We start from the raw sequence: 24,352 nt of genomic DNA, 5'->3' as shown, positions 1-24,352 counted from the left end.
GCCGGTGCGCTCGTCGAGCTGCCCGGGGCTCCCGAGCGACCGGTGAAGAGCGGTGCGAGCGGGCGGCGTTCGCGTGCACGGCGAGGACTGCGGGCCCCGAGCCCCGGTCGGCGCGATGCGCCCCATTCCCCGCCGCGGGATCCCGGGCGGAGTCCGGTGCGCGGACCGGCGCGGTGTCCGGTGAGCTGCCGTGCGATGCTGAGACATCCCTGCTCAGAGCGAGGATCGGGAGTGTAGAACGGCGTGAAGGCAGCGATACGACGGGCTGTGACCGGCACCTGGGACCGCTTCGCGGCATCCGACCCCGGGTTGCTGCGGCTGATGGCGGGGCTGCGGACGGTGGGCGCGATCGTGCTCACCCTCGTCGCCCTCGCGCTGCTGCACACCGGCGTCACCTTGATGGTGGCGGGCGCCATGGCGGCCATGGTCTCGACCTTCGCGATCCGGGAGAAGGAGGTGCGCGGCCAGGCGATCACCCTCGCGCTGGGTCTGCCCGTCGCGCTCGCCGCCATGGCGCTGGGCGCGGTGCTGCACTCCGGCATCATCGCCGGTGACCTGTTCTTCGTCGCCCTGATCTTCGGCGCCGTGTACTCCCGCCGCTTCGGTGACCGGGGCACCGCGCTCGGCCTGATCGGCTTTCAGGTCTACTTCGTGTCGCTGTTCGTGCGGGCCACCGTCCCGGCCCTGCCCGAGCTGGCGCTGACCCTGGCCGTCGCGTTCGCCTGCAGCGCCGCCGTACGGTTCACCGTCGTGCGCGACACACCCCAGCGCACCCTCGCCCGGCTGCGCGCCGCCTTCCGGGCCCGCCTCGCGCAACTGGTGGCCACCCATGTCGCGCTGATGGACGCCGGCCCCGAGCAGTTCGACGACGTCCTCGACGATCTGCGCCGGCACACCGCCCGGCTGCACGAGGCGGCCCTGATGATCCAGGGCCGGCTGGAGGAGGGCACCCCCGACGCGGCCACGGCGGGGCTGCTGCAACGCCGCATCGCGGACGCCGAGATCGCCGCCGAACGGCTGGGGATGCTGGTGCTCAACGCCCGCAGCGCCGAACGCGCGGACACCCTGACCCTGCATCTGCCCCACGCACCGCTGTCCGCGGCGGCGAGCCGGCTGCAGACCGGCAGCGAGGTGCACAACCGGCTGCGCAAGGACCTCGAAGCGCTGAACCTGCTGGTGGCCAGGCGGGCGCCGGACGACCGCGGCACGGCCCTGGCCCACGTACGCAACCGGCTGCTGGGCTACCGCGACGAGGACAATCTGCCGCAGGCGTCGCCGGCCGTGCAGGACGCCTTCCGCGGAGTCGGTGAGACCGCGCGCGCCGTTCTGGGTCTGCGGCTCGCGCTGGACGGGCCGCAGGACGAGTCCGACGACTCCCCGGCCACCACCCGCTCGCGGGAGGAGTTCGACGCCGAGGACCTCGCGATCGTCGGGGCGGGCAAGGACGAGGAGGACGCGGAGGCCGAGGACGAGCGCACCGGTCTCCAGCGGCCCACCACCCGGGCCGCCTTCCAGGTCGCGGTCGGCTCCACGCTGGCCATCATCGGCGGGGAGTTCCTGTCGAGCCAGCGCTGGTACTGGGCGGTGCTGACGTGCTGGGTGGTCTTCCTCAACACGTCGTCGACGGGCGAGATCCTGGTCAAGGGCTATCGCCGGCTGCTGGGCACGGTGTTCGGCGTGATCGCCGGTGTGGCGCTGGCCGGGCTGGTCGGCAACCACACCTGGACCGCGTTCGCGCTCGTCCTTGTCTGCATCTTCGGCATGTTCTTCACCGCCCCGCTGTCGTACGCGCTGATGTCCTTCTTCGTCACGGCGATGCTGGGCCTGCTGTACACCGTGCTCAACACCTACAGCCTGTCCGTGCTGGTGCTGCGCATCGAGGAGACGGCGCTGGGTGCCGCCTGCGGCATCATCGCCGCGGTGCTGGTGCTGCCGGTGCACACCGACCGCCGTACGGACGACGCCCTGGGCACGGTGCTGGACCGGCTGCGGGAGGTCGTGGCCGCGGCGGTGGAGCAGCTCAGCGGCGGCCCGGCCGTCGACCTGCTGGGCATGGCGCGCGATCTGGACACCGCGCTGGACGATCTGCGCGCCTCCACCGGGCCGTTGACGCATCCGATCACCCCGCTGCGGGTGCGGCGGCAGACCGCGCAGTATCTGGTGGCGCTCCTGGAGACCTGCGCCTACCACGCCCGGTCGCTGGCGGCGACGGCCGAACTCGTGCCGTACAGCAGGACCGTGGCGGCCGATCCGCGGCTGGCGCACGCCGGGCTCCGCATCGCGCGCAACATCGATCTGATCGTCGCGCGGGTGCGGGACGAGTCCGTGGAGGGCGAGGTCGAAGCGGGCGCCAGCATCGCCGCGATGCTGGAGGCGAGCGACTCCCCGGCACTGCGGTCGGGGACGGTCACCTTCCGCGTGCTGCGGCACCTCCAGCGTCTGGACGACGGCGTGGTGGGTCTCGCCCGGCCGCTCGATGTGCCGGTGGCGGGGCGCAGCGGCGGCACCAGGGCCTGAGCCCGCGGCGGGCCGGCCGGGCGGCCGGCCCACTCGCCCGGCGTCACTCGGCCGGTGCCGGAAGGGGCACGGCCGCGCCCGTCACCCGGATCCGGTCGTCGTCGGGGCGGATGTCGACGTACAGGTCGCTGGGACGGCCCATGTCCTCGCCCTGCCGGAGGTGGACCCGTACGGGCTCGGTGACGAGTCCGAGGGTGCGGAGGTAGCCGCCGAAGGCCGCGGCGGCGGCGCCGGTCGCCGGGTCCTCCACGACGCCGCCGACCGGGAAGGGGTCCCGGGCGTGGAAGTCGAGGCGGTCGGGCGCGGCGCGGTGCACGAGGTGGACGGTGGTCCAGCCGTGGGCCCGCATGACGTCGTGCAAGGCGTCGAAGTCGTAGTCGAGGGCGGCGAGTTGTTCCCGGCTGCGGACGGCCAGGACGAGGTGGTCGTTGCCGGCGAAGGCGACCTGCGGCGGGAGTGCCGGGTCCAGGTCGGCCGCGCTCCAGCGCAGCGCCCGCAGCGTCGGCGTGACCTGGGTGGCCTCGTCGGCCGGGCGGGAGTGGGCCGGGACGCTGGTGAGGGTGGCGCGGAGCTGCCCGCCGTCCTCGGTGGTGTCCACCCGGATCTCGCCGGCCGGGGTGTCGAAGACCAGCTCGCCGGTGCCGGTCCGGGTGGCGAGGGCGACCGCGGTGGCGACGGTGGCGTGTCCGCAGAAGGCGACCTCGGCGAGGGGGCTGAAGTAGCGCAGCCGGTAGCGGCGGGCGGCGGTGTCGTGTGCGGTGACGAACGCGGTCTCGGAGTAGCCGACTTCGGCGGCGAGGGCGAGCATCCGTGCGTCGTCGAGGGCTGCGGCGTCGAGCACCACGCCGGCCGGGTTGCCGCCGGCGGGGTCGGTGGTGAAGGCGGAGTAGCGCAGAACCTCGACGCCGGCCGCGTCGGCGGTGTCCGCGTCGGTGGCGGTGGCGGTGAGGGCGGGGCTCTGGTGTGTGGTCATGGGTTTACCGTGACAGGTTCACTCCATCGCGTCCAACGATTGTTTCCGCTCAAGCCCATCGAGGTTCGCGATAGCCTGCGGTCGTGGACACCAGACTTCTGCGGACCTTCGTCACGCTCGCGCACGCGGGGAGCTTCACCGCCGCGGCCCGCGCGCTCCATCTCGCGCAGTCCACGGTGACCGTCCAGATCCGCACGCTGGAGCGGGAGTTGGGGACCGTGCTGTTCGACCGGCTGCCGGCGGGGACGGTGCCGACCCGGGCCGGCCGCGCGCTGGTGGAGGAGGCCGAGGCGGTGCTCGACGCGGTGGCCGGGCTGCGTGCGGCGGCCGCTGCCGGGCAGGGCGACACGGAGGCCGGGGCGGTGGCGGGCGAGGTGGTCGTCGGGGCGGGCGATTCACTGTGCTCCTCCCGGCTGCCCGAGGTGATCGCCGCGCTGCGGCGCGACCACCCCCGGCTGGATGTCCATCTGCACGCGGCGGACACCGTGGGGGCGGTGGACGGGCTGCGCACCGGCCGGCTCGATCTCGCGCTGCTGCTGGAGCCGGAGGTCGACGAGCGGGACCTGCTGGCCCGGCGGATCACGAGCGAGCCGCTGGTGTACGTCGCGGCGGCCGATCATCGGCTCGCCGGGCGGTCGGCGGACTGGGACGAGCTGGCCCGGGAGAGCTTCTTCGTGCACGAGGAGGGCTGCTCGTACAGCGACCGGCTGGTCCGTGCGTTGCAGGAGGTGCCCGGCGTCAGGCCCAGGATCACCCGTTTCGGGAGCATCGACGCGGCCCGGTCGTGCGTCGCCGCCGGGCTGGGGCTGACCCTGCTCCCCCGCGTCACGGTCGAACGGCAGCTGGCCGAGGGCCGGTTGGCCGTGGTGGACGGCCCGTCGGCCGAGCCGGTGCCGGTGCAGCTCGCACGGCACCGCAGGCGGTGGGTCTCGCCGGGCGCGCGGGTGGTGGCAGAGGAGCTGGCGCGGGTGTTCGCCGCGGGGACCTGAGAGCCGCACTCCGAGCGCCTGTGACATCCGTCATAGCCACCTCGCCTCTCAACTATGCCGAATAGTAGATCTTTCCCCAGTCGACATAGGGGATTTGTCCGTCTTGATAGCGCAATAGGCCGCACAGCACCAACCGGCATTCGATGCACTCGGCATTTTCCCCCGCATATTCGCCGCGCAGGGCTTTCTGACGGGCCGACAGCATTTCCTGAGTGATCGAGAATACGGCCAGCATGCCGGAATCCCTCTGACAAGCATCGGCCGCCGCTACTAAACGCATTAGTAGACGGCCTTTCTTGCCTGCCGCACAGCGGTCCCATTGAATGACGAGCCCATGGCATCTCCGCAGTTCAGGGGCGGGGTTCGAGAAACCCGGCAGTCCAGGGAACGCGCCGCGCACACCGAATGAGGTCACCGATGACAAAGCATCGCCGGACGACGCACTACCGGAAGATAACCGTCGCCGCACTCGCGATAGGCGCGGTGGCCGTGCCCTCCGCAGCCATGGCATGTCTGAACGGACAGCAGCACCAGGAATACCGGGGATACGGCCACCACCGGCACGGCCACTGGGAGAACGGCCACTGGACGAAGGCGGCGCACGCCCACCACCCGGGGCGGACCGCGTCGAGCGCCAAGCCCGCCACCAGCACGTCCACGGCCCCCAAGGCCCCCGCCGCGTCCCCGAGCGCGTCGAAGGCCGCCGCTCCGGCTTCCGGCACCGCGGCCCGGATCCTGGAACTCGTCAACAACGAGCGCGCCAAGGCCGGATGCTCACCGCTGGCCCTGAATGCGAAACTCACGAAGGCCGCACAGGACCACAGCAAGGACATGGCCGCCCACCGGAACATGTCCCACACGGGCTCCGACGGATCCGACCCCGGCGCCCGGATCACGCGGGCCGGTTACCACTGGAGCGCGTACGGCGAGAACGTCGCCTATGGATACTCCTCCCCCGAGAGCGTGATGAAGGGCTGGATGTCCAGCCCCGGCCACAAGCGCAATATTCTCGACTGCTCCTTCAAGGAGATGGGCGTGGGCCTGGCACAGCCCGGCGATTACTGGACGCAGGACTTCGGAACCGCCGGATAACCGCCTTCCGGCACAGCGGACCGCATCACCCTCCGGCCCTCCCGGACCTCGTCAGGCACCCGCCCGGTCCCGCTCGACCAGCAGATGGCGCGGCCCTCGCAGGACCGGGCTGCTCCGGTACGGCGGCGGATCCTCGACCAGGCGGGGCCCGTCGAGGTGCCGGAGCAGTCCGGTCAGGGCGATCTGGGCCTCCAGACGAGCCAGCGGGGCGCCGAAGCAGCTGTGGATGCCGCTGCCGAAGCCGAGGTGCTGGTTGTCCTCGCGGGCCGAGTCGAAGCGGTCGGGGTCGTCGAACCGCTTCGGATCGCGGTTGCCGGAGGCGAGCACCAGGATGAGGGGTGAACCCTTGGGGACGGTGACGCCCGAGACCTCGATGTCGGTGAGCGGGGTGCGCTGCGGCAGCATCTGCACGGGAGGCTCGTAGCGCAGCAGTTCCTCCACCGCCCGCGGCATCAGGGCGGGATCGTCGCGCAACCGCGCCAACTGGCCGGGGTGGCGCAGCAGGGTGAGCACCCCGTTGGTGATCAGGTTGACGGTGGTCTCGTGCCCGGCGATGAGCAGCAGTACCGAGGTGGTCATGATCTCCAGCGGGGTCAGGCCCGCACCGGCCTCGGCGCCGCCGGTGACGAACGCCGAGAGCATGTCGTCGGACGGGTGGCCGCGGCGCCGCTCGGCGAGCTCCCCCAGGTACAGGCCCATCGCCTTGCGGGCCTCGGAGGCCGCGCGGGCGCGCTCGGCGGGATCCTCACCGGGGGTGGGGTCGAAGCCGGAGACGATGGCGTCCGACCAGCCGCGGAACTGCGGCTCGTCCTCGGTCGGCACGCCCAGCAGCCGGCAGATCACGGTGACCGGGAGCGGGTAGGCGAAGTCGTCGACGATGTCGATCCGGTCCTTGTCCCGGAATCCGTCGAGCAGATCCGCCACGATACGGGCCATTTCGCCCTGCAGGGAGTCGATCCGGCCCGGGGTGTGGGGCGGGCCGAAGGAGCGCATCGCGAGGCCGCGGAGCCGGTGGTGTTCGGGGTCGTCGAGCCCGATGAAGGACGGCGGCAGGTCTTCGCCGGTGCCGGTGCCGTCCGGTGTGACGCGGTTGCGGCGGTCGGAACTGATCCGCGGGTCGTGCAGCAGCGCGGCGATGTCGTGGTAGTTCCCGACCAGGTAGCTCCCGTCGCCCTGCCGCGCCACGCCTGCCTCGCGCAGCTCGGCGTAGAGGGGGTAGGGATCGGCGCGGTGGGCGTAGTCGGTGATCCTTCGGAACAGGGTGTCCGCGGACATGGGCGGGGCTCCTCCTCGCTCTGTTTCGCCGGGTGACGGGCCTCAGCGGGCCGGTTGCACGACGGTCAGCCGCCGGTCCGGCAGATGGCCGGAGGGCGACGGTCGCACTGCGCATATCCCTGACAGTGGTTGAGGTCGACCACCCTGTTCATCCCGCGTACCTGCTTCTCCCGCCGCCACACCCGTCAGCTCCGTCCTACTCCTGATCGGGGCGCGCGGCTGGCGGTGCTGGGCCGTTGGAGGGCTCACGGCGAGTGAGGACCACCGTCACGGTCCTGCCTCCACCCGTAAGCCCGGTGGCAGCAAGCACTGTTCACACGATGTTGAAGCCTCTACTGGCGTCGTAGATGTCGACGTCGACAACGACCAGGTCGTAGGGGGTCACGAGGTAGTGCACCATGAGACCGTCGGCCCAGGTTGATCGGGTGGCGTCATCGTCTCTGTAGGCGAGGTGTGTGGCCGGACCTTGCGGGTCGTCGGCGATCTTGTCGACGAGGTGCAGGAGCGCCTTCCGGTCGTCGACCGGGATGTAGTCGCGGAATCGCCCCGCCTGCTCGGTGAAATGAACACGTCGCTTCATCGTGGTGGGAGTGTACGTGGTGTCAGCGGTGTGGAGCCTTGTCACAGACGTTCGTTGAGGACCTGATCAGTCACGCCCGAGATCCCCTTTCACAGCAGGCCCTGGCGCGGCGCCCGCACGCCCCCGGGTGACTCCGCTCGTTCCAGGGAGTTACAGGCGTCCAGGAAAGCGGCCAGCCGGCGGGACGGCGGGCCGGGGCGTACGGCCAGATTGGTCTGGAGGGCGGGGGCGGGGTCGGTGAAGGGGCGGAAGGCGATGCGGGGCGCGGGCTGGATCGCGGCCTGGGACGCGAAGTAGACCGTCCAGCTCGGCCGGCCGGCGGCGATGGCGGCCAGGGTGTCCTGGTCGGTGGTGAACGCGGCGCCCATGACCGGGTCGAAGCCCGCCGCGCGGCAGGCGTGCACGACGGCGTCGACCAGCTGGGGGTGGGCCTCCCGGGGCGCGATGCGCAGCGGCAGTCCGGCCAGGTCGGCGAGGGCGACGCACGGCCCGGCGGCCAGCGGGTGCCCGGCGGGCAGGGCGGCGACCAGGACGTCGGTCCAGAGGGGCAGGAGTTCCAGGCCGGGGCTGTGGTCGGGGCCCCGGATGAACGCGGCGTCCAGCTCACCGTCGCGGACCTGCTGGAGCCGGGTGGCCCGGTCCGCGCTGACCAGCTCGACCATCAGCTGCGGGGCGCGTTCGGTCAGCGCGGTCAACAGCGCGTCCAGGCGGAGTCCGAGTCCGACAGTGGTGCCCACCCTCAGGGTCGATTCCTGCTCGGCCTGAAGAGCGGCCATCGCCTCGGTCGCCGCGCGCTCGGCCCGCAGCAGGGCCTGCGCATGTGTCAGGAAGGTCTGGCCCGCTGCGGTCAGCGTCACCGTGCGGGTGGTGCGGTCGAACAGCTCCAGGCCGAATTCCCGCTCCAGGCGCCGGATCTGCTGGCTGACCGTCGGCTGCACGATGTGCAGCCGCGCGGCGGCACGTCCGAAGTGCAGCTCCTCGGCCACCGCCACGAAGTAGCGCACCTGACGCAACTCCACGTCACCCTCCCCCGATTCATCACGATCCGTGATCAGTCTAAGAACGGACCGCTCCTTGGACGGCACCGGCCCACCCGCTGGAATGGGCACGTCCGCGCGGCGAGGCGGCTCCACCGGTCCGTCGGCGGGCCCGCGAGAAGAGGAGAGAACGACGATGGCGCACGCGACCGTCAACGGCACCACACTTCACTACCAGGACCTCGGCTCCGGCCGCCCCCTGGTGTTCCTGCACGGCTGGGGCACCAGCGGCCGGGTGTGGGACGCCCAGGCGGCCGACCTGATGACCGACCACCGTGTGATCACCGTCGACTGGCGGGGCTGCGGCAGGTCGGACCGGCCCGCCACCGGCTACAGCATCGCCGGCCTCACCCGCGACGTCCTGGAGTTCCTCGACGTCCTGGAGCTGGACCGGCCGGTGCTGATCGGCTCGTCGATCGCGGGGGCGTTCACCCTGGAGGCCGCGCTCGCCGCCCCGGACCGGATCGGCGCGATCGTCCCGGTGGACGCGGGCTTCCACCACTTCTCCGGGATGCGGGCGGCGATGGACAAGCTGCTGGCGGACCTGCGCGCCGACCGGGCGGGCACACTGGCCGACTTCGTCCCGCACTGGTACCGCCCGGGGGCGAGCGCCGCCATGATCGACTGGACGGTCCGGCAGCTGCTGGACGCCACGTTCCTCATCGACCAACTCGTCCTCGACCAGGCGGACTACGACCCGCGCGACCGGCTGGGCGACGTGCGGGTGCCCACCCACTTCCTGCACGGCGAGCTGGACACCGAGGTCCCGCTGTCGGTCGCCCGGGAGTGCGCCGCCCTGATCCCCGGTGCCCGGCTGACGGTCATCGAGGGCGCCGGCCACATGTCCCAGCAGGACCGGGCCGAGCGCTTCAACCAGGCGCTCCGGGCGGCCCTGCGCCAGGCGGCCCCCCGGAACTGACCGGGCCCGCGGCCCGTCCGCCGCACCCTGCCCTGTTCCCACCCCTCCCTGAAGGAGAGCACCGTGCCCGTGGTCGACGTTCCCGTATCCGGCGGTACCAGCAAGGCCCACTACCTCGTCACCGGCAGCGGTCCCGGCCTGGTGCTGGTGCACGGCACCGGCGCCACCGGCGAGGGCAACTGGGGGCCACTCATCAAGGCCCTCGGCGACCAGTACACGATCGTGGCCCCGGATCTGCCCGGTTCCGGCGGCACCCGCGACCCCGGCGGGCCCTTCACCCTCCACGACCTGGTCGCGCACGTCGTGGCGGCGGCCCGGGACGCCGGCCTGGACCGGTTCCACGTCGTCGGGCACTCGCTCGGTGCCGTCGTGGCCACGGCCACCGCGGCCCTGCACCCCGACCTCGTCAACTCCCTGACGGCGCACGCCGGATGGGTCCGGTCCGACCCGCAGATGGTGTTCCAGTTCGAACTGTGGCAGCACCTGGCGCGCACCGACCCGGCGGCGATGGCGCGCATGATGCTGCTCACCGCCATGGGCAAGGAGACCCTGCGCGCCTGGGACCGGACCACGTTCGAGCAGGTCGCTGCCACCGTCACCGAGCTGCTGGACGGCGCCCGGGACGGCCTCGCCCGGCAGTCCGCGGCCAACGCGGGCGTCGACCTCACCGGCCTGCTCCCGCACGTCACCGCCCCGACGCTGGTCATCTCCAGTGCCGACGACCGCATCGTCCCCCCGCACCACCAGCACGAACTGGTAGACCGGATCCCGCACGCCCGGCTGCTGCGGGTACCCGGCGGACACGGCCTCCCGGCGGAGAACCCGGAGTTGCTCCTCACGAAGGTCGCCGAACACCTCGAACGGCTCGACCGATCGCGTACATGTGCATGACAAATGAGCGATTGTTCGCGAAGGCGCGGAGAGCGGAACCAACCGTGAGAAACAAGGCCGGACCCCCCTTCCGCTTTCCGGGGTGACCGGCGAACCTCGTGATCACGGGGCCGGCACACCGGCCCCCGCCGTGCACAAGGAGGCCCACCGTGAACCATGCGCACACCCCCCACCCCGACCCGGCGGCCGGGACCGGCACCGCCGGCTGGTACGTCGACGAGCGCTGCACCAACTGCGACGTCGCGCGGCAGCTCGCACCGGACCTGATCGGTGAGGCCGACGGCCGGTCCCACATCCTGCGCCAGCCGCGCGACGAAGCGGAGGAACGCATGCTGTCAGCGGCCGCGTTCGCCTGCCCCACCCGCTCCGTCCGCCCCGCCTCCCGTCGGCTGGACGTGACGCGTGACCCCTTCCCGCTGCCGCTGGACGACGACGGCACCGTCCACCTCTGCGGGCACAACTCCCCCGAGAACGCCGGCGCCAACTCCTATCTCGTACGGCGCCCTTCGGGGTCCTTGATGATGGTGGACACCCCCCGCTTCAGTGCCGCGCTCGCCACGCGGTACGAGCAGCTCGGCCCCGTCACCGATGTTCTGCTGACCCACCGGGACCACGCCGCGCACGGCCGTCGCTACGCCGACCGGTTCGGTGCGCGGCTGTGGATCCACGAGGGCGATCTCGACGCCGCCCCGGATGCCGACCGGGTGCTGCGTGGGACGGAGACCGTCGAGATCGCCGCGGGAATGCTCGCCCACCCCCTCCCCGGCCACACCGAGGGAAGCGTGCTCTACGTCGCCGACGAGCGGTACTGCTTCAGCGGCGACAGCTTCTACTGGTCGCGCGGCCTGGGCGACCTGGCGGTGGCGGAGAGCGTCACCTGGTACTCCATCGAGGTGCTGGCCGCGTCGTTGGCCCGGACCGCCGACCAGCTGCGCTTCGAGTGGCTGCTGCCCGGCCACGGCGACCGCAAGCGGCTGCCCGCGGAGGAAATGGCGCGGCGGATGCGGGAGTTGACCGCCCGGGTGGGGCAGCTGCGGCCGCGGCCGATCGACTTCACCGCGGTGCGCTGGTGACGCCGGGCGGTCCACCGCCGCCCGGAGTCACCGCCCCGATGACCTACGCCGTCCCGCCGTGCTCCGCGGGGCTCTCGCGGGCGAGAAGCCGGGCGAGGACGCGCTCCAGCTCGCCGGCCGGATCCTCGGACGGGGCGCCCGCCCGCCAGGCGACGAACTGATCGGGGCGTACCAGCAGGGCGCCGGCCGCGTCGAGCCCGGCGAGCCGTGGCCAGTCCCTTTCCGGGTCGGCCACCTCGGCACCGGGGCCGATCCGGTGCGCGGCGACCGCAACGCCCAGCCGCTCCCCCGCCTCCCGTGCCGCGCGGATCCAGCGGTCGCCGTCGGCGCCGGTCAGCAGGGTGAACCGGGACTCGACCAGGTCGAGCGTGGAGATCCGGCGGCCGTGCCGCTCGACCCACAGGTGCGGGAGGCGGGAGCCGGGGGCCCCGTCGAGGGTGCGGGCGACGTCCTCGTGGGAGGGCAGGTCCGGCTGCGGGTCGATCACCGCGTCGGAGTCATAGCGGTAACCCAGGTGCACGACGGGCGCGTTGACGACCCCGGCGGCGGCGCGCGCGGCCGCCGTCCGCGGGCTCTGGTCCCAGTGCAGCCGGGGGTCGGCCAGCCGCCGCAGGGACTGCTCCAGGGCGAGCGCCGCCACCGGACGCCGTTCGGCCGGGTAGCTGTCGAGCAGCGCGGGGCCGGCGTCGCCACGCAGGACGGCGGCCAGCTTCCAGGCCAGGTTGTGCGCGTCGGCGATCCCGGTGTTCAGGCCGAAGGCGCCCAGCGGCGGGTTGGTGTGCGCGGCGTCGCCGGCCAGGAACACCCGGCCGGCGCGGAAGCGGTCGGCGAGCAGTCCCCGCGGTCGCCACGGCAGCGTGCTGACCACCTCCACCTCCAGATCGGGGGCGCCGATGGCCGCCCGGATCAGCGCGCGGCAACGGGCGGGAGTGAAGTCGTCCGCGCCGCGGCCCGCGCCCGGGGCGTAGGCGGCGTGGAAGATCCACTCCTTTTCGCCGTCGACGGTCACCAGCAGGCCGGGCGCGTCGGGATGGGTGATGTCGCAGGTGACGAAGGAGTGTCCGTGCGTGTAGGCGGTGAGGTCGGCGCGGAAGAGGATGTTCACCATGGGGCTGCCGAGTTCACCGGGGCCCGAGGTGGCGATGCCGAGTGCGTCCCGTACGCCGCTGCGCACCCCGTCGGCGGCCACCAGGTAGTCGGCCCGTACGGTCTCACGTCCGCCGGGGGCGTCCCCGGTGTCGAGGAGCGCGGTGATGCCGTCGTCGTCCTGCTCGAAGGACACCAGCCGGGTCGCGTACCGGACGGTGGCGCCGCGCTCGCGTGCGGCCGGGAGGAGTACGGCGTCCAGCCGGTTCTGCGGGCAGGTGCCGCGCAGCACGCCCGGGCTGACCCGGCCGGTGAGCCGGGGCCCCAGCTGCGGGTGAGCGGGCCCGGCCGCCGCCACGGCGGGCAGGTCGGCCTCGGCGAGCGTGCCGGCCGAGATCTTGCCGAGGTTGCCCGCGGACATGTCGATGGCCACCGCGTCGACCGCCTCGTCGAGGCCGGCCTGACGCAGGAACTCGACGGTCCGCGGCCCGAGTCCGGTGGCGCGTGGGTGGACGCTCGGCCCGGGCTGCCGCTCCACGACCAGGGACGCCACACCGTGGTGGGCCAGGAACAGAGCGGTGGCCAGACCGACCGTGCCGCCGCCGGCGATCAGGACCGGAATGCGGGTCTCGGGCATGCTTCTCCCCCGTTGCGATTGCTGAGTACAGCTTATGGCTACAGTGTTCTCACTACGGCAACACCGTAGCCACTGCGCTATGTTGGCCGCAATGGCCCACAGAAGGAGAACCGCGATGACCGACCCGGCACCGCAGCCGACCCCCGCCCTGGTGTGGCGGAAGGAGCGGCGCGTCCCGCGCCGGCAGGCCCCGGGCGTGGACCGGATCGTGCAGCAGGCCCTGGCGATCGCCGACACGGAGGGGCTGTCCGCGCTGTCGATGCGCCGGGTCGCGACGGATCTGCGCTCGGGTACGGCCTCGCTCTACCGCTATGTGGCGAGCCGGGACGAGCTGTTGGACCTGATGGTCGACGAGGTGCACGGCGAGACCGAGCCACCCGCGCTCACCGGCGACTGGCGCGCCGACCTCGACGCCGTCGCACGGGACGTACGCGCCCGTCTGCTCCGCCATCCCTGGCTCGGCTCCGAACTCACCGGCCGTCCCGCCCTCGGCGCCAACTCGCTGCGGCGGTACGACCTCGCGCTCACGGCTGCCGCCGCACTCACCCCGGACATCACCTTCGCCTCCCACGCCGTCGACACCGTCATGGCCTACGTCTTCGGCTCGACCGCCCAGGAACTCGCCGAACTCCAGGCACAGCGCCGCTCCGGGCTGACCGAGGACCAGTGGCGGGCCGGCGTCGGCCCGTACATCCGCGAGGTCATCGCCAGCGGCGACTACCCGCAGTTCGCCCGGCGGGTGACCGACGCCGAGGACGCCGGCCCGGACGAACAGTTCGCGTTCGGCCTGGCGTGCGTCCTCGACGGCCTCGCGGTCCGGGCCCGCAGCACCGGCGCCGCGCGCGACGGCGGCTCAGCGCAGTGACGCGGCCGGCGGGCGTTCCCGCAGCGCGCCGTAGGCGAGGAAGTACGCCGGCACCCGGTTCAGCCACCGCGAGGTGGTGAGCAGTTCGGCGGCCCGCTGCGCCCGCCGGGGATTGCCGAAGGGCGGGTCGCCGGCCAGCACGGGCCCGATGACCCGCCGGTGGGCGAACCGCTGAAGCGCCTGGGTCAACGCCGTGGTCGGCCACCGGCGCCGCTGGACACCGCGTACGTCGCCCGGCCCCACCGTGCCCGCGGACAGCGGCCCGACGAGGTACCGGGCGGCGGCCACCGCGTCCTCGACGGCGAGGTTGATGCCGATGCCGAAGACCGGCGACATCGCATGTGCCGCGTCGCCGATGCACAGCAGCCCCGGGCGGTGCCACCTGCTGAGCCGGTCGAGCCGTACGTCGAGCAGCTTGACGTCGTCCCAGGAGCGCAGTGCGGACACCCGGTCGGCGAGCCAGGGGGCGGCCGCGGTGAAATTGTCCATGAAGGGCGCGAGACCGGCGGCGCGGCGCTCGGCGTCGGTGCCCTTCGGGATCAGCGCGGCGCACTGCCAGTAGTCCCCGCGGTCGATCATGGCTGCCAGAAGCCGGTCGCCGACGCCGCCGACGAGCCCGTGCGGATCGCCGTCGCACCGCGGCAGCCGGAACCACCAGGCGTCCATCGGGCAGGCGAAGCTCCGCAGCCCCAGTTCGGGAAGCGACCGCGCCAGCGAACCCCGGCCGTCGCAGGCCACCGTGAGGGTGGCAGCCAGCTCACCGGTACGGCCGTCGGACGTGCGGTAGCGGACCCCCGCGACCCGGCCGCGCTCCATGAGGAACGAGGTCGCCTCGGTGCTCATCCGCACGGAGAAGGACGGCTCGCGCCGGGCCTCGTCCGCGAGGAGGTCGAGGAGGTCCCACTGCGGCACCATGGCGATGTAGTTGAACGGTCCCGGCAGCGCGCCGATGTTGCCGACGGTGACCAGGGAACGGTCCGGCCCCAGCGGCAGCTGAACGGTCGTCACCCGCCGCTGCGGCAGCCGGGCGAACCGCTGCGCCAGCCCCAGGTCGTCCAGCAGCGCGAGCGTGGAGGGGTGCACGGTGTCACCACGGAAGTCGCGGAGGAAGTCTCCGTGCTTCTCCAGCACGGTGACCTCGACACCCGCCCGTGCCAGCAGCAGCCCGAGCACCATGCCCGCCGGGCCGCCGCCCACCACGCAGCACGTGGTCCGCTCCCTCACCACCGCTCTCACCGCCGCTCGCCTCGGGTCCCGTGTTCCCGCACACCCGGTATACCCGCGCGGCGGCCCGCGCTCTCACCACGCAGGGCCGAGCGGAGGGTGAACGGGCGGGCGGCGGCGTTCAGCGTCCCCGCTCGGTCACCAGGTGTGGGCGACGTCCACGATCAAGGTGTCACCGGACTGCAGTACCCGGAACGGGAGCTTGGCCCGCACCCCCAGGCCGACCTGGGTCTGCCCCTCGAAGCTCGCCCCGAACTTGGTGTCCTTGAACGTCCGGTAGCCGCTGAGGTTCACGCCGGGCAGCGACTTGCCGGCCTCGGCCGCGTAGGTCTGCCGACCGGTCGCGGGGTCATGGCTCGGCGCGGACACGAAGATCTCCAGGATGGCGCCGCCCTTGACCGGTATCCGCTCACCGGAGCCGTCCTGATGGAACGCGTCGACGTAACCGACGTGGTAGCCGAGCTTGCCGCGCGCGCCGCTGATGTCGAAGACCATGCGGTCGTAGCACGCGTTCCCGCTGGTCGTGATGTTCTTCAGCCGAGCGGAGGTGGCGTTCATGGCCGACTTCGCCTTGCTGCCCCAGGTCACCGAGCAGTTCGTGGCCGAGCCGGACATGGCTGCCGTGCCGGTGGCGGCGCCGGCCGTGCCGGCCGTCCCCAGCAACCCGGCGGCCGCCAGAACGACCACCGCGGCTGCTGCTCCTGAGCGTCGCATGAGAAACCCCTCCAGATGAGTGCGTACAGGTACGTGCGGTAGGACGGCCGACGGCGCCTGCTCGTTCAGCCCGGGTCGGGATCCAGCCGCGGCCCGGACGAAGTTGTCGCGAAAGCGGGCCTGTTGATCATCGGGGGGGCTCAATCGGCTCGTCACGGAACCCCGGCTCCCGCCTCGCCGCTCCCGCCGCTCCGGCTCTTTCGCGCCCTGTCGGGTCAGCGCACGCCGTGCGGCCGGAACTGGATGCTGATCCGGGGCCCCGCCGCCCGGGTGCTCTTGGGTATCGCGTGCTCCCAGGTCCGCTGGCAGGAGCCGCCCATCACGATCAGGTCCCCGTGCCCGAGCGGCCGCCGTACGGTGCTGCCGCCGCGTCGCGGGCGCAGCAGCAGGTCACGGGGCGCCCCCACGGACAGGATGGCGACCATCGTGTCCTCGTGCCTGCCGCGGCCGATCCGGTCCCCGTGCCAGGCCACGCTGTCCCGGCCGTCGCGGTAGTAGCACAGGCCGGCGGTGGTGAACGGTTCGCCGAGCTCGGCGCGGTAGTGGGCGGACAGGGCCGCTCGGGCCTCGTCCAGCACGGGGTGCGGCAGTGCCTCGCCCTCGCCGTAGTGGGCGAGCAGCCGCGGTACGTCGACCATGTGCTCGTACATCTGACGGCGCTCGGCCTGCCAGGGAACCTCGGCGGCAAGCCGCAGGAACAGGGCATCGGCCCCGGTCAGCCAGTCGGGCAGCAGATCGATCCAGGCGCCGTCGCCGAGCGTGGTCCTGCGCAGCCCCCGCAGCGGACCGAGGCGGATGTCCTCGGTCTGGTCGAAGAGCGAGCCTTGGAGATGCGTGCTCATACACACAGGATACCCGGCTATTCGAATATATGTTCTGTCGGCATGGTCGGGCCCCCGCCGTGGCCGGGCCCTGCGCCCCGACCCCGCATCCCCGCGGGAAAATCCCTTGCGCACCTCGCGATCATGGAAGGAGCCGGCACCGGTCCGTGTCGGACCATCCAGCAGACGAGGAAGCCGATCCGCCATGGCATCAGTCCCCGCCGATCCCCATGTGCTGCACCCGATGCCCGAACAGCCGCGCGTGGTGCTGTTGAAGCCGCTGGTCACCTCGCCGCTGATCGAGGTCGGCGAGTTCACCTACTACGACGATCCGGACGACCCGACCGCGTTCGAGACCCGCAACGTGCTCTACCACTACGGTCCGGAAAAGCTGGTCATCGGCAAGTTCTGCGCCCTGGGCGAGGGCGTCCGGTTCCTCATGAACGGCGCCAATCACCGCATGGACGGCCCCTCCACCTTTCCGTTCCCGATCATGGGCGGGTCATGGTCGGAGCACTTCGACCTGATCACCGGCCTGCCCGGCCGCGGCGACACCGTGGTCGGGCACGACGTCTGGTTCGGCTACCGCGCCACGGTGATGCCGGGCGTGCGCATCGGCCACGGCGCGGTCATCGCCTCCGGGTCGGTGGTCGTCGACGACGTACCGGACTACGGCATCGTCGGCGGCAACCCGGCGCGCCTCATCCGCCGCCGCTACAGCGACGAGGACATCGCCCGCCTGCTGGCCGTCGCCTGGTGGGACTGGCCGGCCGAGCACCTCACCGAACACCTCCGGACGGTGATGTCCGGCAGCATCGACGACCTGGAGGCCGCCGCCCCGGCACGGCACTGAGCCGGCACCGCCACTTCAGGACGCCGACTGGGCCGCCGCGCGTGCGCGGGCGGCGGCCGCCCGGTCCGGGGCGCCGAGCTGGTCCTCCAGGCGGGCCTTGGCGGACCAGTTGTACGGGCAGACGGGCCGGAGCTGACTGCGTTCGCTCAGCAGCGTGCGGGCCAGATCCGTGCGCCCCGAGCGCAGGGCCGCCTCGACGAGGGTCCGCTGGATCGCGTCGCGCTGGGCGTGGCTGCCGCCGAAGGTGTGCAGGCGGTGGCGGACGGGGAGCAGCAGGTCGACGGCCGCGGCGTGGTCCTGCCGGCCGTAGGCGATCAGTGCGCGGCACACCGGCAGGCCGATGTCCGCGGTCATCGCGCGGTTGCTGACGCGGGGCTGTCCGGCCAGCCACTTCTCCCGGTCCCCGACCAGGCGCTCGGCCTGCGCGAGGCGGCCGGCGCCGACGTACGCCATGACCGCGTGGGCGTCGTTGAAGGCGTAGTGCGGACCGTCCTGGCGGCGCTCCCAGGCGTCCGCGAGCCGGGCCCAGCGAGCGGTCTGGATGTCCTCCGCCAGGTACAGCCGCCACAACAGGGCGGCGGCGTCGAGGAGTTCCATCGCCACACCGGCGGAGCGGTCGTGGTGCAGTGCCGCGTCGTAGATGCCGAGGACGCGGGCGGTGTCGCCGGTCTCCAGGGTGAAGAGGGCGTAGTGCCACCAGTTGTGGACGGTGAGCAGGGTGCCGCTCGACCAGTCGTCGGTACGGGCGTCGAGGAACCGGATCCCGTCGGCGAACCGTCCGCGCATCTCGTAGGTGTGCACCACGCCGTGGATCCCCCACACATCGCGCGGGTGCCGCGCCAGGGCCGCCATTCCGACCTCCTCGGCGCGCTCGTAGTGACCCGACTCCTCCAGGCCGAACGCGTACATGCCCAGCAGCGGCCCGTGGTGCGGGTCCGCCTCGTCCCAGGCGTCCAGCGCCCCGCCGATGCGGTCGCGCAGGCGCTGGGCGTCGCCGGTGAGGAAGTCGTGCTGATGCCCGGCGAAGAGCGCCAGCGCGTCGCGCGGGAAGGCGACGGAGAGCTCGCCGAGGATGCTGCCGGCGCCGTGCAGGTCACCGTCCAGCCACGCCGTCGCGGCGGCGAGGTGCATCCGCTCCCGGGACGTCAGCTTCCCGGTGTCCAGGCCGGCGCGGAAGCCGGCGAAGGCGTCGCGGGCGGCCGCCGCGTCCTTCTCCTCGGTCCCCAGGACGCCCAGGTAGGCGGCCAGCGTCTGGACGGCCGCCGAGCGCGGCGCGGCGGCGAGCGCCGCCCGCGTCGTCTCCATCACTTGCGGGCGGAAGAAGAGCAGGTCGTCCAGGGCCTGTTCGTAGTGGGCGAGGGCCTCGGCGCCGGTGTCGGTCATCGGGTGTCCGTGCCGGTCAGTTGTCATGGGTACCTCCGGTGGGGCGGGCGGCGCATGCGCACGTCCAGCCATGGTCCCCGGCCGGGCAGCCGCCCGTGCGGCCCTTTCACACGACTGGCCGAACACCTTCCGCGACGCGGCCCGGCGCGGAGCCGAGGCACCCGTGGCGGGCCCGTCCGACGGGGGCCCGGGCCCGGGTGGCCCGGATACGGACCGCGCTCCCCCGCCCCGGCGGCGGCCCGGCTCGTACGGCGTTCCGGGCCTGCCCCGCCCTACTCCCCGGCGCCCCCGCCCGCACCGGCACCCGCTCCGGAGCGGCAGTCCGGGTGGCCCCAGCCGTCCGGGTTCTTGGCGATCGGCTCGCCCGCGCCGTAGGAGCGCCCGCAGCGGCAGCGGCCGGGGAACTTGGCCTTGAGGGTGCGTGTGGAGCCGTTCGCCGAGCCGGCGGTCCGCGAGGTGCCCTTCGCGGTGCGCCGCCGCGGCGAGGACGCGGAGTCCGCGCTCGCGCCGGTGGCGCCGCGACGGCTGCCGGCGGGCCGGGCGGTGTCCGGCGCGGCCGGCGGCTCCGGGGAACCGAGCGCGGTGCCGGCGGCCTCCTGCAGCAGCGCCGCCTGGCTCGCGGCCCGGTCGGCGAGGTCGTTGAGCCGGTCGCCGTCCACCTGGTGCGCGGGGACGTAGCGGAACTCCACCTCCCGGCCCGTGAGCAGCTCGTCGATGCGCATGACCAGGTCCTGGTTGGCGACCGGCTTGCCCGCGGCCGTCTTCCAGCCCTTGCGCTTCCAGCCGGGCAGCCAGGTCGTGACGGCCTTCATCGCGTACTGGGAGTCCATCCGGATCTCGATCGGCACGACCGGGTCGGTGGCCGCCAGCAGCCGCTCCAGTGCGGTGAGCTCGGCGACGTTGTTCGTCGCGGTGCCGAGCGGGCCGGCCTCCCAGCGGAGGACCGTCTCCCCGGCGTCGGCGAGCACCCATCCCCAGCCCGCGGGACCGGGGTTTCCCTTCGATGCACCGTCACATGCGGCGATCACGCGTTCAGCCATGGGCGGGATCATGCCAGGCGGCGCGGTGCCGGTCGAAGTCGCGTCGGTGGGCGGTAGGTGCTAGGAGCGTTTTCCCGTGGCGCGCACCCGGGCGCCCCTACGGCAAGGCCCGGCGCGGGCGGCGTCCGGCGTGCGCCGTCCCCGCGGCAGCTCCTACGCTGGAACGGAAGGCCCCGGCCTTTCTCCCCTCCGGCCGGGGCTGAGAGACGTCGGCCCGGCCGCGTCCGTACGGCGCGGGCCAGGAGGCGCCCACATGTACCGTTTCGTGGAGAACGACCAGTTCAACTACGAGATCCTGCTCGCGCTGGGTTCCGCCTGGCGGCAGGGCGCGGACGTGGGTGAGGTGCTGGCCGCCGCGTCCGCCGTGGCCCGGGCCCCCTCGCCGGACAGCGCATCGGACGGGGCAGCCGCACTCTGGGTGTCGACCTGGACCGCACTGGCGCGCACGGCGCATGCACAGGCCGAGAAGTGCGCGGCCGACGGGCACCCGGTGAGTGCCCGGCAGGCGTTCCTGCGGGCGGCCGGGTATTTCGGTACGGCTCTGGTGGCCGTCGACGGGGTCCCCGACACCGAGGCGCGGCTGCGGGAGCTCTTCACGGCACACCGCGACTGCTTCGACCGGTTCGCCGCCGTGGCGGACCCGCCCGCCGAGCGGGTCACGGTCCCGTACGAGGACCGCACGCTGCCCGGCTACCTCTTCGGTCCGCCCGGCGGCCCGGAACGGCTGCCGACCGTGATCGTCAACAACGGCAGCGACGGCCCGGTGTCCGCCGCCTGGACGCTGCTCGGCGCGCCGGCCGTGGCGCGGGGCTACCGCGCGCTGCTCTTCGACGGGCCCGGCCAGCAGTCGATGCTCTTCGAGCACGGGGTCACCTTCCGTCCCGACTGGGAGAACGTGATCACTCCGGTCGTGGACTTCCTGGTCGCGCGCCCGGACGTCGACGCCGAACGCCTGGTGCTGGCCGGTATCAGCCAGGCCGGCTACTGGGTTCCGCGCGCGCTCGCCTTCGAGCACCGCCTCGCCGCCGCCGTCGCCGATCCGGGCGTCGTCGAGGTCGCGGAGAGCTGGTGGCACCAGCTCGGCCCGGACCTGCGCGCGCTGTGGGAATCCGGCGACCGGGACACCTTCGACCGCGTCATGAACGAGGCCCTGGAGGAGTCGCCCGCGCTGGCCGCCACCTGGCGCTGGCGGGCCACGCCGTACGGGGTCGACTCGCCCTTCGACCTGCTCACCGAGGTGGCCGAGTACACCGTGGCACCCGTGGCACACCGGATCACCACCCCGCTGCTGATCACGGACCCCGAGGGCGAGCACTTCTGGCCCGGTGCCTCGCAGCGCCTGTACGACGCCCTGCCGGGCCCCAAGGAACTGGTGCGGTTCACCGAGGCCGAAGGCGCCGCCCTGCACTGCGAGCCGCTGGGCCGCGCGGTGTTCGAGCAGCGGGTCTTCGACTGGCTGGACGCGCGCCTGGGCCTGGGGGCGGACGGCTGACGCGGGGCGGCCCCCGGCGCCACGGTCAGTTGCCGGCGGCCTTCTCCGGGCGCAGCTCACTCGGCCGTACGATCACGAAACCCTCGCCGTCGAGGCGGAGTTGGACGGCCTCTCCGGAGCCGCCCCGCAGCATCGAACCGACGCTCTGCGAACGGTGCAGCGCGGTCTGCAGGCTGCTGCTCCAGCCGACCACGGCGTCGGTGTCGACGAAGACCGGCGCCTGCGGGGACACGGGTATGACGATGGGGGTGCCCTCGCACACGATGCCCAGCTTGCCCTGTCCGCTGAAGACGGAGTTGAAGAGCCCGCCGCCGACCATGCCGGCGCCCTTGACGACCTTGATCTCGTAGCTCAGGGACGGGTCGAAGCACAGCACGTTGCGGCCGTTGACGGAGAGGCCGTCGCCCGGCTCGATGTCCACGATGAAGCAGTTGGCCGCCTCGTGCGCGAACCACACCTCGCCGCGCCCCCGTACGGCCATCAGCGCCAGCCCCTCGCCGGTGACCGCGCGCTTGAGGAACTTGCCGACACCCTGCCCCTGCTTCTCGAACCGAAGCTCACCGCGGAAGGCGACCATCGAGCCCTGCCGGGCGTAACACTCCCCGTCCAGCGCGTACTTGATCGACTTGGCGTTCTGCTGCGTCATGCCGGGGGCGGCGGCCTGTGTGGCCATGTTCTCGGAGGCGAAAAGCTCACTCTTCATGGCCGGAATACTAGGCCGCCGCCCCCGGAACCACGGGCCGGGTCACGCCCGGGCCACCGGCCCCTCGGCAGAGGAATCAGTAGAAGAAGAGGTGCAGGTCCTCAAGCGATCCGGGACCGGTGAAGAAGGCTTCCGCGTCGGCCAAGTCCCGCTCGAATCCCGGATGCAGGTCGTTGAGTCTCTCCTCCAGGCTCTGCTCCGGGAGGGACCCGCCGGCCCGGTCGGCGGCGTGCCGCTGCTGCACGGCGGTGCGTATCAGCGCCTTCCACCGTTCGCCCTGTTCGGCGAGGGCGTAGATCCCCGACAGCAGGTCAGCCATGCCGACGGGCCCGGTGGCGGCCGAGGCGTCCGTGCCGGCAACGGGAAACAGCTCCCACCCGCCGGCCCGCGCGGCCAGCCGGCACACCCCGGCCCAGTTGGCGAGGCGACCCACCCTTACGTGCACGGGCTCGCGGGTGTGTGGCGGCAGGTGCCCGCCGTGCAGGGCATTGGTCGCTGCCCGTACGTCGGCCAGCACCTGCCACTCCACCTCGTCGAGCACCCACGCGCCGTCCTGCTGGGCGTCGATGGCCCTGGACAGCCAGTTCCAGGCGGCGGCCGAGCGGGACGCGTAGGCGGCGGGATCGTGGGTCTGCGGCTGAGCGGTTTCGGACATGTGCTTCCTGGTCGGGCCGCCCGGCCGGTGTGCGGGGCGGAAGTGAGGGGGTGTGACGCATGGGGCCACGGCTGCGGCCGATTCGTACGGCAGACCGTCAACTCCGCATGCACTATCACCTAGAAGTCTGATCTTCGCGTCGTACGGAGCTGGAGCGGCGGTCGGCGGGGAAGCAACTTCCCCGTACACAAAGGCGGCTCGGACGGCTCGCAGCCGTCCAGTGCGTTCCCGCGGACCTGAGGCTGCCCCGGGCCGCTTCCACCACCAGTAAGGAGACCGACCGATGGCTCACCGGATCAAGAGTGTTCTCGTGACCGCCGGCGCCTGCGCTGCCCTCCTCGGCGGTGCCGGTCTGGCCACCGCCGACAGCGGGGCACAGGGCGCAGCAGTCAACTCGCCCGGTGTCGTGTCCGGCAACGTCGTGCAGATCCCCGTCCAGGTGCCGGTCAACGTCTGCGGCAACTCCATCAACATCGTCGGGCTGCTCAACCCCACGTTCGGCAACACCTGCGTCAACGACTGACACCCCTCCCGCACAGCGCGCCGGGCCACCGGCCCGCTCGCGTGGTGCCGGCCCGGGCGGGCCTCCGGAATGCTCATTCCGGAGGCCCGCCCTCGTTGCTGGGGTCCGGACCGGCATCCTTCCCGTCCCCTACCGCTCTGTTTCACCCGTGAATTTTTGCCCCGGGCAGCCCGGACCCGGGCAGGCATCGTGCATCGACGCAACCCGCGGTCGCCCCCGCCCCCTACGGTGCCACCCGTCCGCACGGCGGCACCGGACCCGTTCGACCCCCTAGGCAAGAGCGCTCTCAAGTAGCACGATCGACTGTAAGGCGCAAGCCTCGTCCCGACGTGGTGGGTCCCGGGATGCCCCCGCCGCGCGGGTACGGCCCGCACACCACGAGATCTCTCCACCCTGAGCGCACCGGCGCCGGTGATTCGACACCGCGGCCACCCGACGCGCCGGTGCGGGAAGCGACATCGTCATGAAACTGCTCGCCGAGCGGCGGTCGGAGGCAGACACCCGGCCCCACGACCTCCGCTCTCCCCCACTCGCCACCGACCTCGGCCTGCTTCTCCTACGGCTGTCCGTAGGACTGCTCCTGGCCGGCCACGGCGCCCAGAAACTCTTCGGCCTCTTCGGCGGCTCAGGGCTCGCCGCCACCGGCAAGGGATTCGCCGCCCTCGGCTACCGGCCCGGTGAGGTCTACGCCGGCGTCGCCGGAGCCTCCGAGCTCCTCGGCGGTCTCGGCCTCGCCCTCGGATTCCTCACCCCCCTCGCGGCTGCCGCACTGATCGGCGTGATGATCAACGCAATGGTCCTGGCCGTCCCCAAGGGCGTCTGGGTGGTCACCGGCGGTCTGGAATATCCGCTCTGCATCGCCGCCGTGGCCCTCTCGATCGCCGCCATCGGGCCCGGCCGCTTCGCTCTCGACCGGTTCTTCCGCTGGCGGGACGGCGGACTGATCTGCGCGGCCGTCGCCCTCGGGGCCGGGGGCCTCGGCGCGGCGATCGTGCTGCTCGCGACCTGAC

24 protein-coding genes are annotated in these 24,352 nt (G+C 72.7%); 11 read left to right on the top strand and 13 right to left on the bottom strand.

Going from position 1 to position 24,352, the window contains the following annotated elements; all coding sequences use genetic code 11:
* The first annotated feature begins 321 nt into the window (after nt 1-321).
* Nucleotides 322-2,517 carry an FUSC family protein gene (locus OO62_RS13145; RefSeq protein ID WP_051733167.1) on the top strand — a complete coding sequence of 732 codons (2,196 nt, stop codon included), beginning with the start codon at nt 322-324 and terminating at the stop codon, nt 2,515-2,517.
* A 43-nt stretch (nt 2,518-2,560) separates the two neighbouring features.
* Here OO62_RS13145 and OO62_RS13140 read toward each other — a convergent pair whose 3' ends face one another.
* Nucleotides 2,561-3,490 carry a PhzF family phenazine biosynthesis protein gene (locus OO62_RS13140; protein WP_033267524.1) on the bottom strand — a complete coding sequence of 310 codons (930 nt, stop codon included), beginning with the start codon at nt 3,488-3,490 and terminating at the stop codon, nt 2,561-2,563.
* 83 nt (nt 3,491-3,573) lie between these two features.
* Between OO62_RS13140 and OO62_RS13135 the strand changes: the two genes are divergently transcribed.
* Nucleotides 3,574-4,479: a LysR family transcriptional regulator gene (locus OO62_RS13135; RefSeq protein ID WP_033267523.1), complete on the top strand. Its 906-nt coding sequence runs from the start codon at nt 3,574-3,576 to the stop codon at nt 4,477-4,479.
* Nucleotides 4,480-4,531: 52 nt separating this feature from the next.
* Here OO62_RS13135 and OO62_RS39570 read toward each other — a convergent pair whose 3' ends face one another.
* Nucleotides 4,532-4,714: a hypothetical protein gene (locus OO62_RS39570; protein ID WP_157850139.1), complete on the bottom strand. Its 183-nt coding sequence runs from the start codon at nt 4,712-4,714 to the stop codon at nt 4,532-4,534.
* A gap of 182 nt (nt 4,715-4,896) precedes the next feature.
* Here OO62_RS39570 and OO62_RS13130 point away from each other — a divergent pair, with 182 nt between their 5' ends.
* Complete coding sequence (locus OO62_RS13130) at nt 4,897-5,571, top strand: CAP domain-containing protein (protein WP_033267522.1); 675 nt, start codon at nt 4,897-4,899, stop codon at nt 5,569-5,571.
* A 51-nt stretch (nt 5,572-5,622) separates the two neighbouring features.
* On the opposite strand, the gene OO62_RS13125 is transcribed toward OO62_RS13130, so the two are convergent.
* From OO62_RS13125 to OO62_RS13115, 3 genes are all read right to left on the bottom strand, one after another.
* On the bottom strand, nt 5,623-6,846 hold the full coding sequence (locus OO62_RS13125; RefSeq protein ID WP_033267521.1) for a cytochrome P450: 1,224 nt from the start codon (nt 6,844-6,846) through the stop codon (nt 5,623-5,625).
* A gap of 313 nt (nt 6,847-7,159) precedes the next feature.
* Nucleotides 7,160-7,426, bottom strand: a complete 267-nt coding sequence (locus OO62_RS13120; protein WP_033267710.1) for a hypothetical protein — start codon at nt 7,424-7,426, stop codon at nt 7,160-7,162.
* Between the two features lie 89 nt (nt 7,427-7,515).
* Nucleotides 7,516-8,445 carry a LysR family transcriptional regulator gene (locus OO62_RS13115; protein WP_051733091.1) on the bottom strand — a complete coding sequence of 310 codons (930 nt, stop codon included), beginning with the start codon at nt 8,443-8,445 and terminating at the stop codon, nt 7,516-7,518.
* A 154-nt stretch (nt 8,446-8,599) separates the two neighbouring features.
* On the opposite strand from OO62_RS13115, the gene OO62_RS13110 reads away from it, so the two are divergent.
* From OO62_RS13110 to OO62_RS13100, 3 genes are all read left to right on the top strand, one after another.
* On the top strand, nt 8,600-9,382 hold the full coding sequence (locus tag OO62_RS13110; protein ID WP_033267520.1) for an alpha/beta fold hydrolase: 783 nt from the start codon (nt 8,600-8,602) through the stop codon (nt 9,380-9,382).
* A 63-nt stretch (nt 9,383-9,445) separates the two neighbouring features.
* Nucleotides 9,446-10,273 (top strand): alpha/beta fold hydrolase, encoded by an 828-nt coding sequence (locus tag OO62_RS13105; protein WP_033267519.1) that lies wholly within the window; start codon nt 9,446-9,448, stop codon nt 10,271-10,273.
* Between the two features lie 149 nt (nt 10,274-10,422).
* Complete coding sequence (locus tag OO62_RS13100; protein ID WP_033267518.1) at nt 10,423-11,346, top strand: MBL fold metallo-hydrolase; 924 nt, start codon at nt 10,423-10,425, stop codon at nt 11,344-11,346.
* Nucleotides 11,347-11,389: 43 nt separating this feature from the next.
* On the opposite strand, the gene OO62_RS13095 is transcribed toward OO62_RS13100, so the two are convergent.
* Entirely contained in the window at nt 11,390-13,069 is a 1,680-nt protein-coding gene (locus OO62_RS13095; RefSeq protein ID WP_033267517.1) for an FAD-dependent monooxygenase, read from the bottom strand.
* A gap of 115 nt (nt 13,070-13,184) precedes the next feature.
* Here OO62_RS13095 and OO62_RS13090 point away from each other — a divergent pair, with 115 nt between their 5' ends.
* Entirely contained in the window at nt 13,185-13,934 is a 750-nt protein-coding gene (locus OO62_RS13090; RefSeq protein WP_078617146.1) for a TetR/AcrR family transcriptional regulator, read from the top strand.
* Here the strand turns inward: OO62_RS13090 and OO62_RS13085 are convergent.
* From OO62_RS13085 to OO62_RS13075, 3 genes are all read right to left on the bottom strand, one after another.
* Nucleotides 13,923-15,158: an FAD-dependent oxidoreductase gene (locus OO62_RS13085; protein WP_033267707.1), complete on the bottom strand. Its 1,236-nt coding sequence runs from the start codon at nt 15,156-15,158 to the stop codon at nt 13,923-13,925. The genes OO62_RS13090 and OO62_RS13085 overlap by 12 nt on opposite strands.
* 138 nt (nt 15,159-15,296) lie before the next feature.
* On the bottom strand, nt 15,297-15,872 hold the full coding sequence (locus OO62_RS13080) for an AMIN-like domain-containing (lipo)protein (protein ID WP_033267516.1): 576 nt from the start codon (nt 15,870-15,872) through the stop codon (nt 15,297-15,299).
* Nucleotides 15,873-16,087: 215 nt separating this feature from the next.
* The gene (locus OO62_RS13075) at nt 16,088-16,714 is read right to left on the bottom strand and encodes an alpha-ketoglutarate-dependent dioxygenase AlkB (protein ID WP_033267515.1); all 627 of its coding nucleotides are present in this window, start codon (nt 16,712-16,714) and stop codon (nt 16,088-16,090) included.
* Between the two features lie 184 nt (nt 16,715-16,898).
* Between OO62_RS13075 and OO62_RS13070 the strand changes: the two genes are divergently transcribed.
* Complete coding sequence (locus tag OO62_RS13070; RefSeq protein WP_033267514.1) at nt 16,899-17,546, top strand: CatB-related O-acetyltransferase; 648 nt, start codon at nt 16,899-16,901, stop codon at nt 17,544-17,546.
* Nucleotides 17,547-17,561: 15 nt separating this feature from the next.
* Here the strand turns inward: OO62_RS13070 and OO62_RS13065 are convergent, their stop codons facing one another.
* Together OO62_RS13065 and OO62_RS13060 are read right to left on the bottom strand one after the other, a co-directional pair.
* Complete coding sequence (locus tag OO62_RS13065; RefSeq protein WP_033267513.1) at nt 17,562-18,956, bottom strand: tetratricopeptide repeat protein; 1,395 nt, start codon at nt 18,954-18,956, stop codon at nt 17,562-17,564.
* 245 nt (nt 18,957-19,201) lie between these two features.
* Nucleotides 19,202-19,981 (bottom strand): ribonuclease H family protein, encoded by a 780-nt coding sequence (locus OO62_RS13060; RefSeq protein ID WP_078617145.1) that lies wholly within the window; start codon nt 19,979-19,981, stop codon nt 19,202-19,204.
* A 241-nt stretch (nt 19,982-20,222) separates the two neighbouring features.
* Here OO62_RS13060 and OO62_RS13055 point away from each other — a divergent pair, with 241 nt between their 5' ends.
* A complete protein-coding gene (locus OO62_RS13055) occupies nt 20,223-21,461 on the top strand; it encodes an alpha/beta hydrolase family protein (protein ID WP_033267511.1) in 1,239 nt (412 codons plus the stop codon).
* Between the two features lie 25 nt (nt 21,462-21,486).
* Here the strand turns inward: OO62_RS13055 and OO62_RS13050 are convergent, their stop codons facing one another.
* Nucleotides 21,487-22,164, bottom strand: a complete 678-nt coding sequence (locus OO62_RS13050; protein ID WP_033267510.1) for an AIM24 family protein — start codon at nt 22,162-22,164, stop codon at nt 21,487-21,489.
* Nucleotides 22,165-22,240: 76 nt separating this feature from the next.
* On the bottom strand, nt 22,241-22,819 hold the full coding sequence (locus OO62_RS13045) for a hypothetical protein (RefSeq protein ID WP_051733088.1): 579 nt from the start codon (nt 22,817-22,819) through the stop codon (nt 22,241-22,243).
* Nucleotides 22,820-23,102: 283 nt separating this feature from the next.
* Here OO62_RS13045 and OO62_RS13040 point away from each other — a divergent pair, with 283 nt between their 5' ends.
* Nucleotides 23,103-23,342: a chaplin gene (locus OO62_RS13040; RefSeq protein ID WP_033267509.1), complete on the top strand. Its 240-nt coding sequence runs from the start codon at nt 23,103-23,105 to the stop codon at nt 23,340-23,342.
* Nucleotides 23,343-23,805: 463 nt separating this feature from the next.
* On the top strand, nt 23,806-24,351 hold the full coding sequence (locus OO62_RS13035) for a DoxX family protein (protein WP_033267508.1): 546 nt from the start codon (nt 23,806-23,808) through the stop codon (nt 24,349-24,351).
* Nucleotide 24,352 lies beyond the last annotated feature (1 nt).

The sequence above is a fragment of the Streptomyces lydicus genome (assembly GCF_000717345.1).
Taxonomy (GTDB): Bacteria; Actinomycetota; Actinomycetes; order Streptomycetales; family Streptomycetaceae; genus Streptomyces; species Streptomyces lydicus.
The sequence above is the reverse complement of the archived record's forward strand: the minus strand, read 5'-3'. Positions and strand labels throughout refer to the sequence as shown.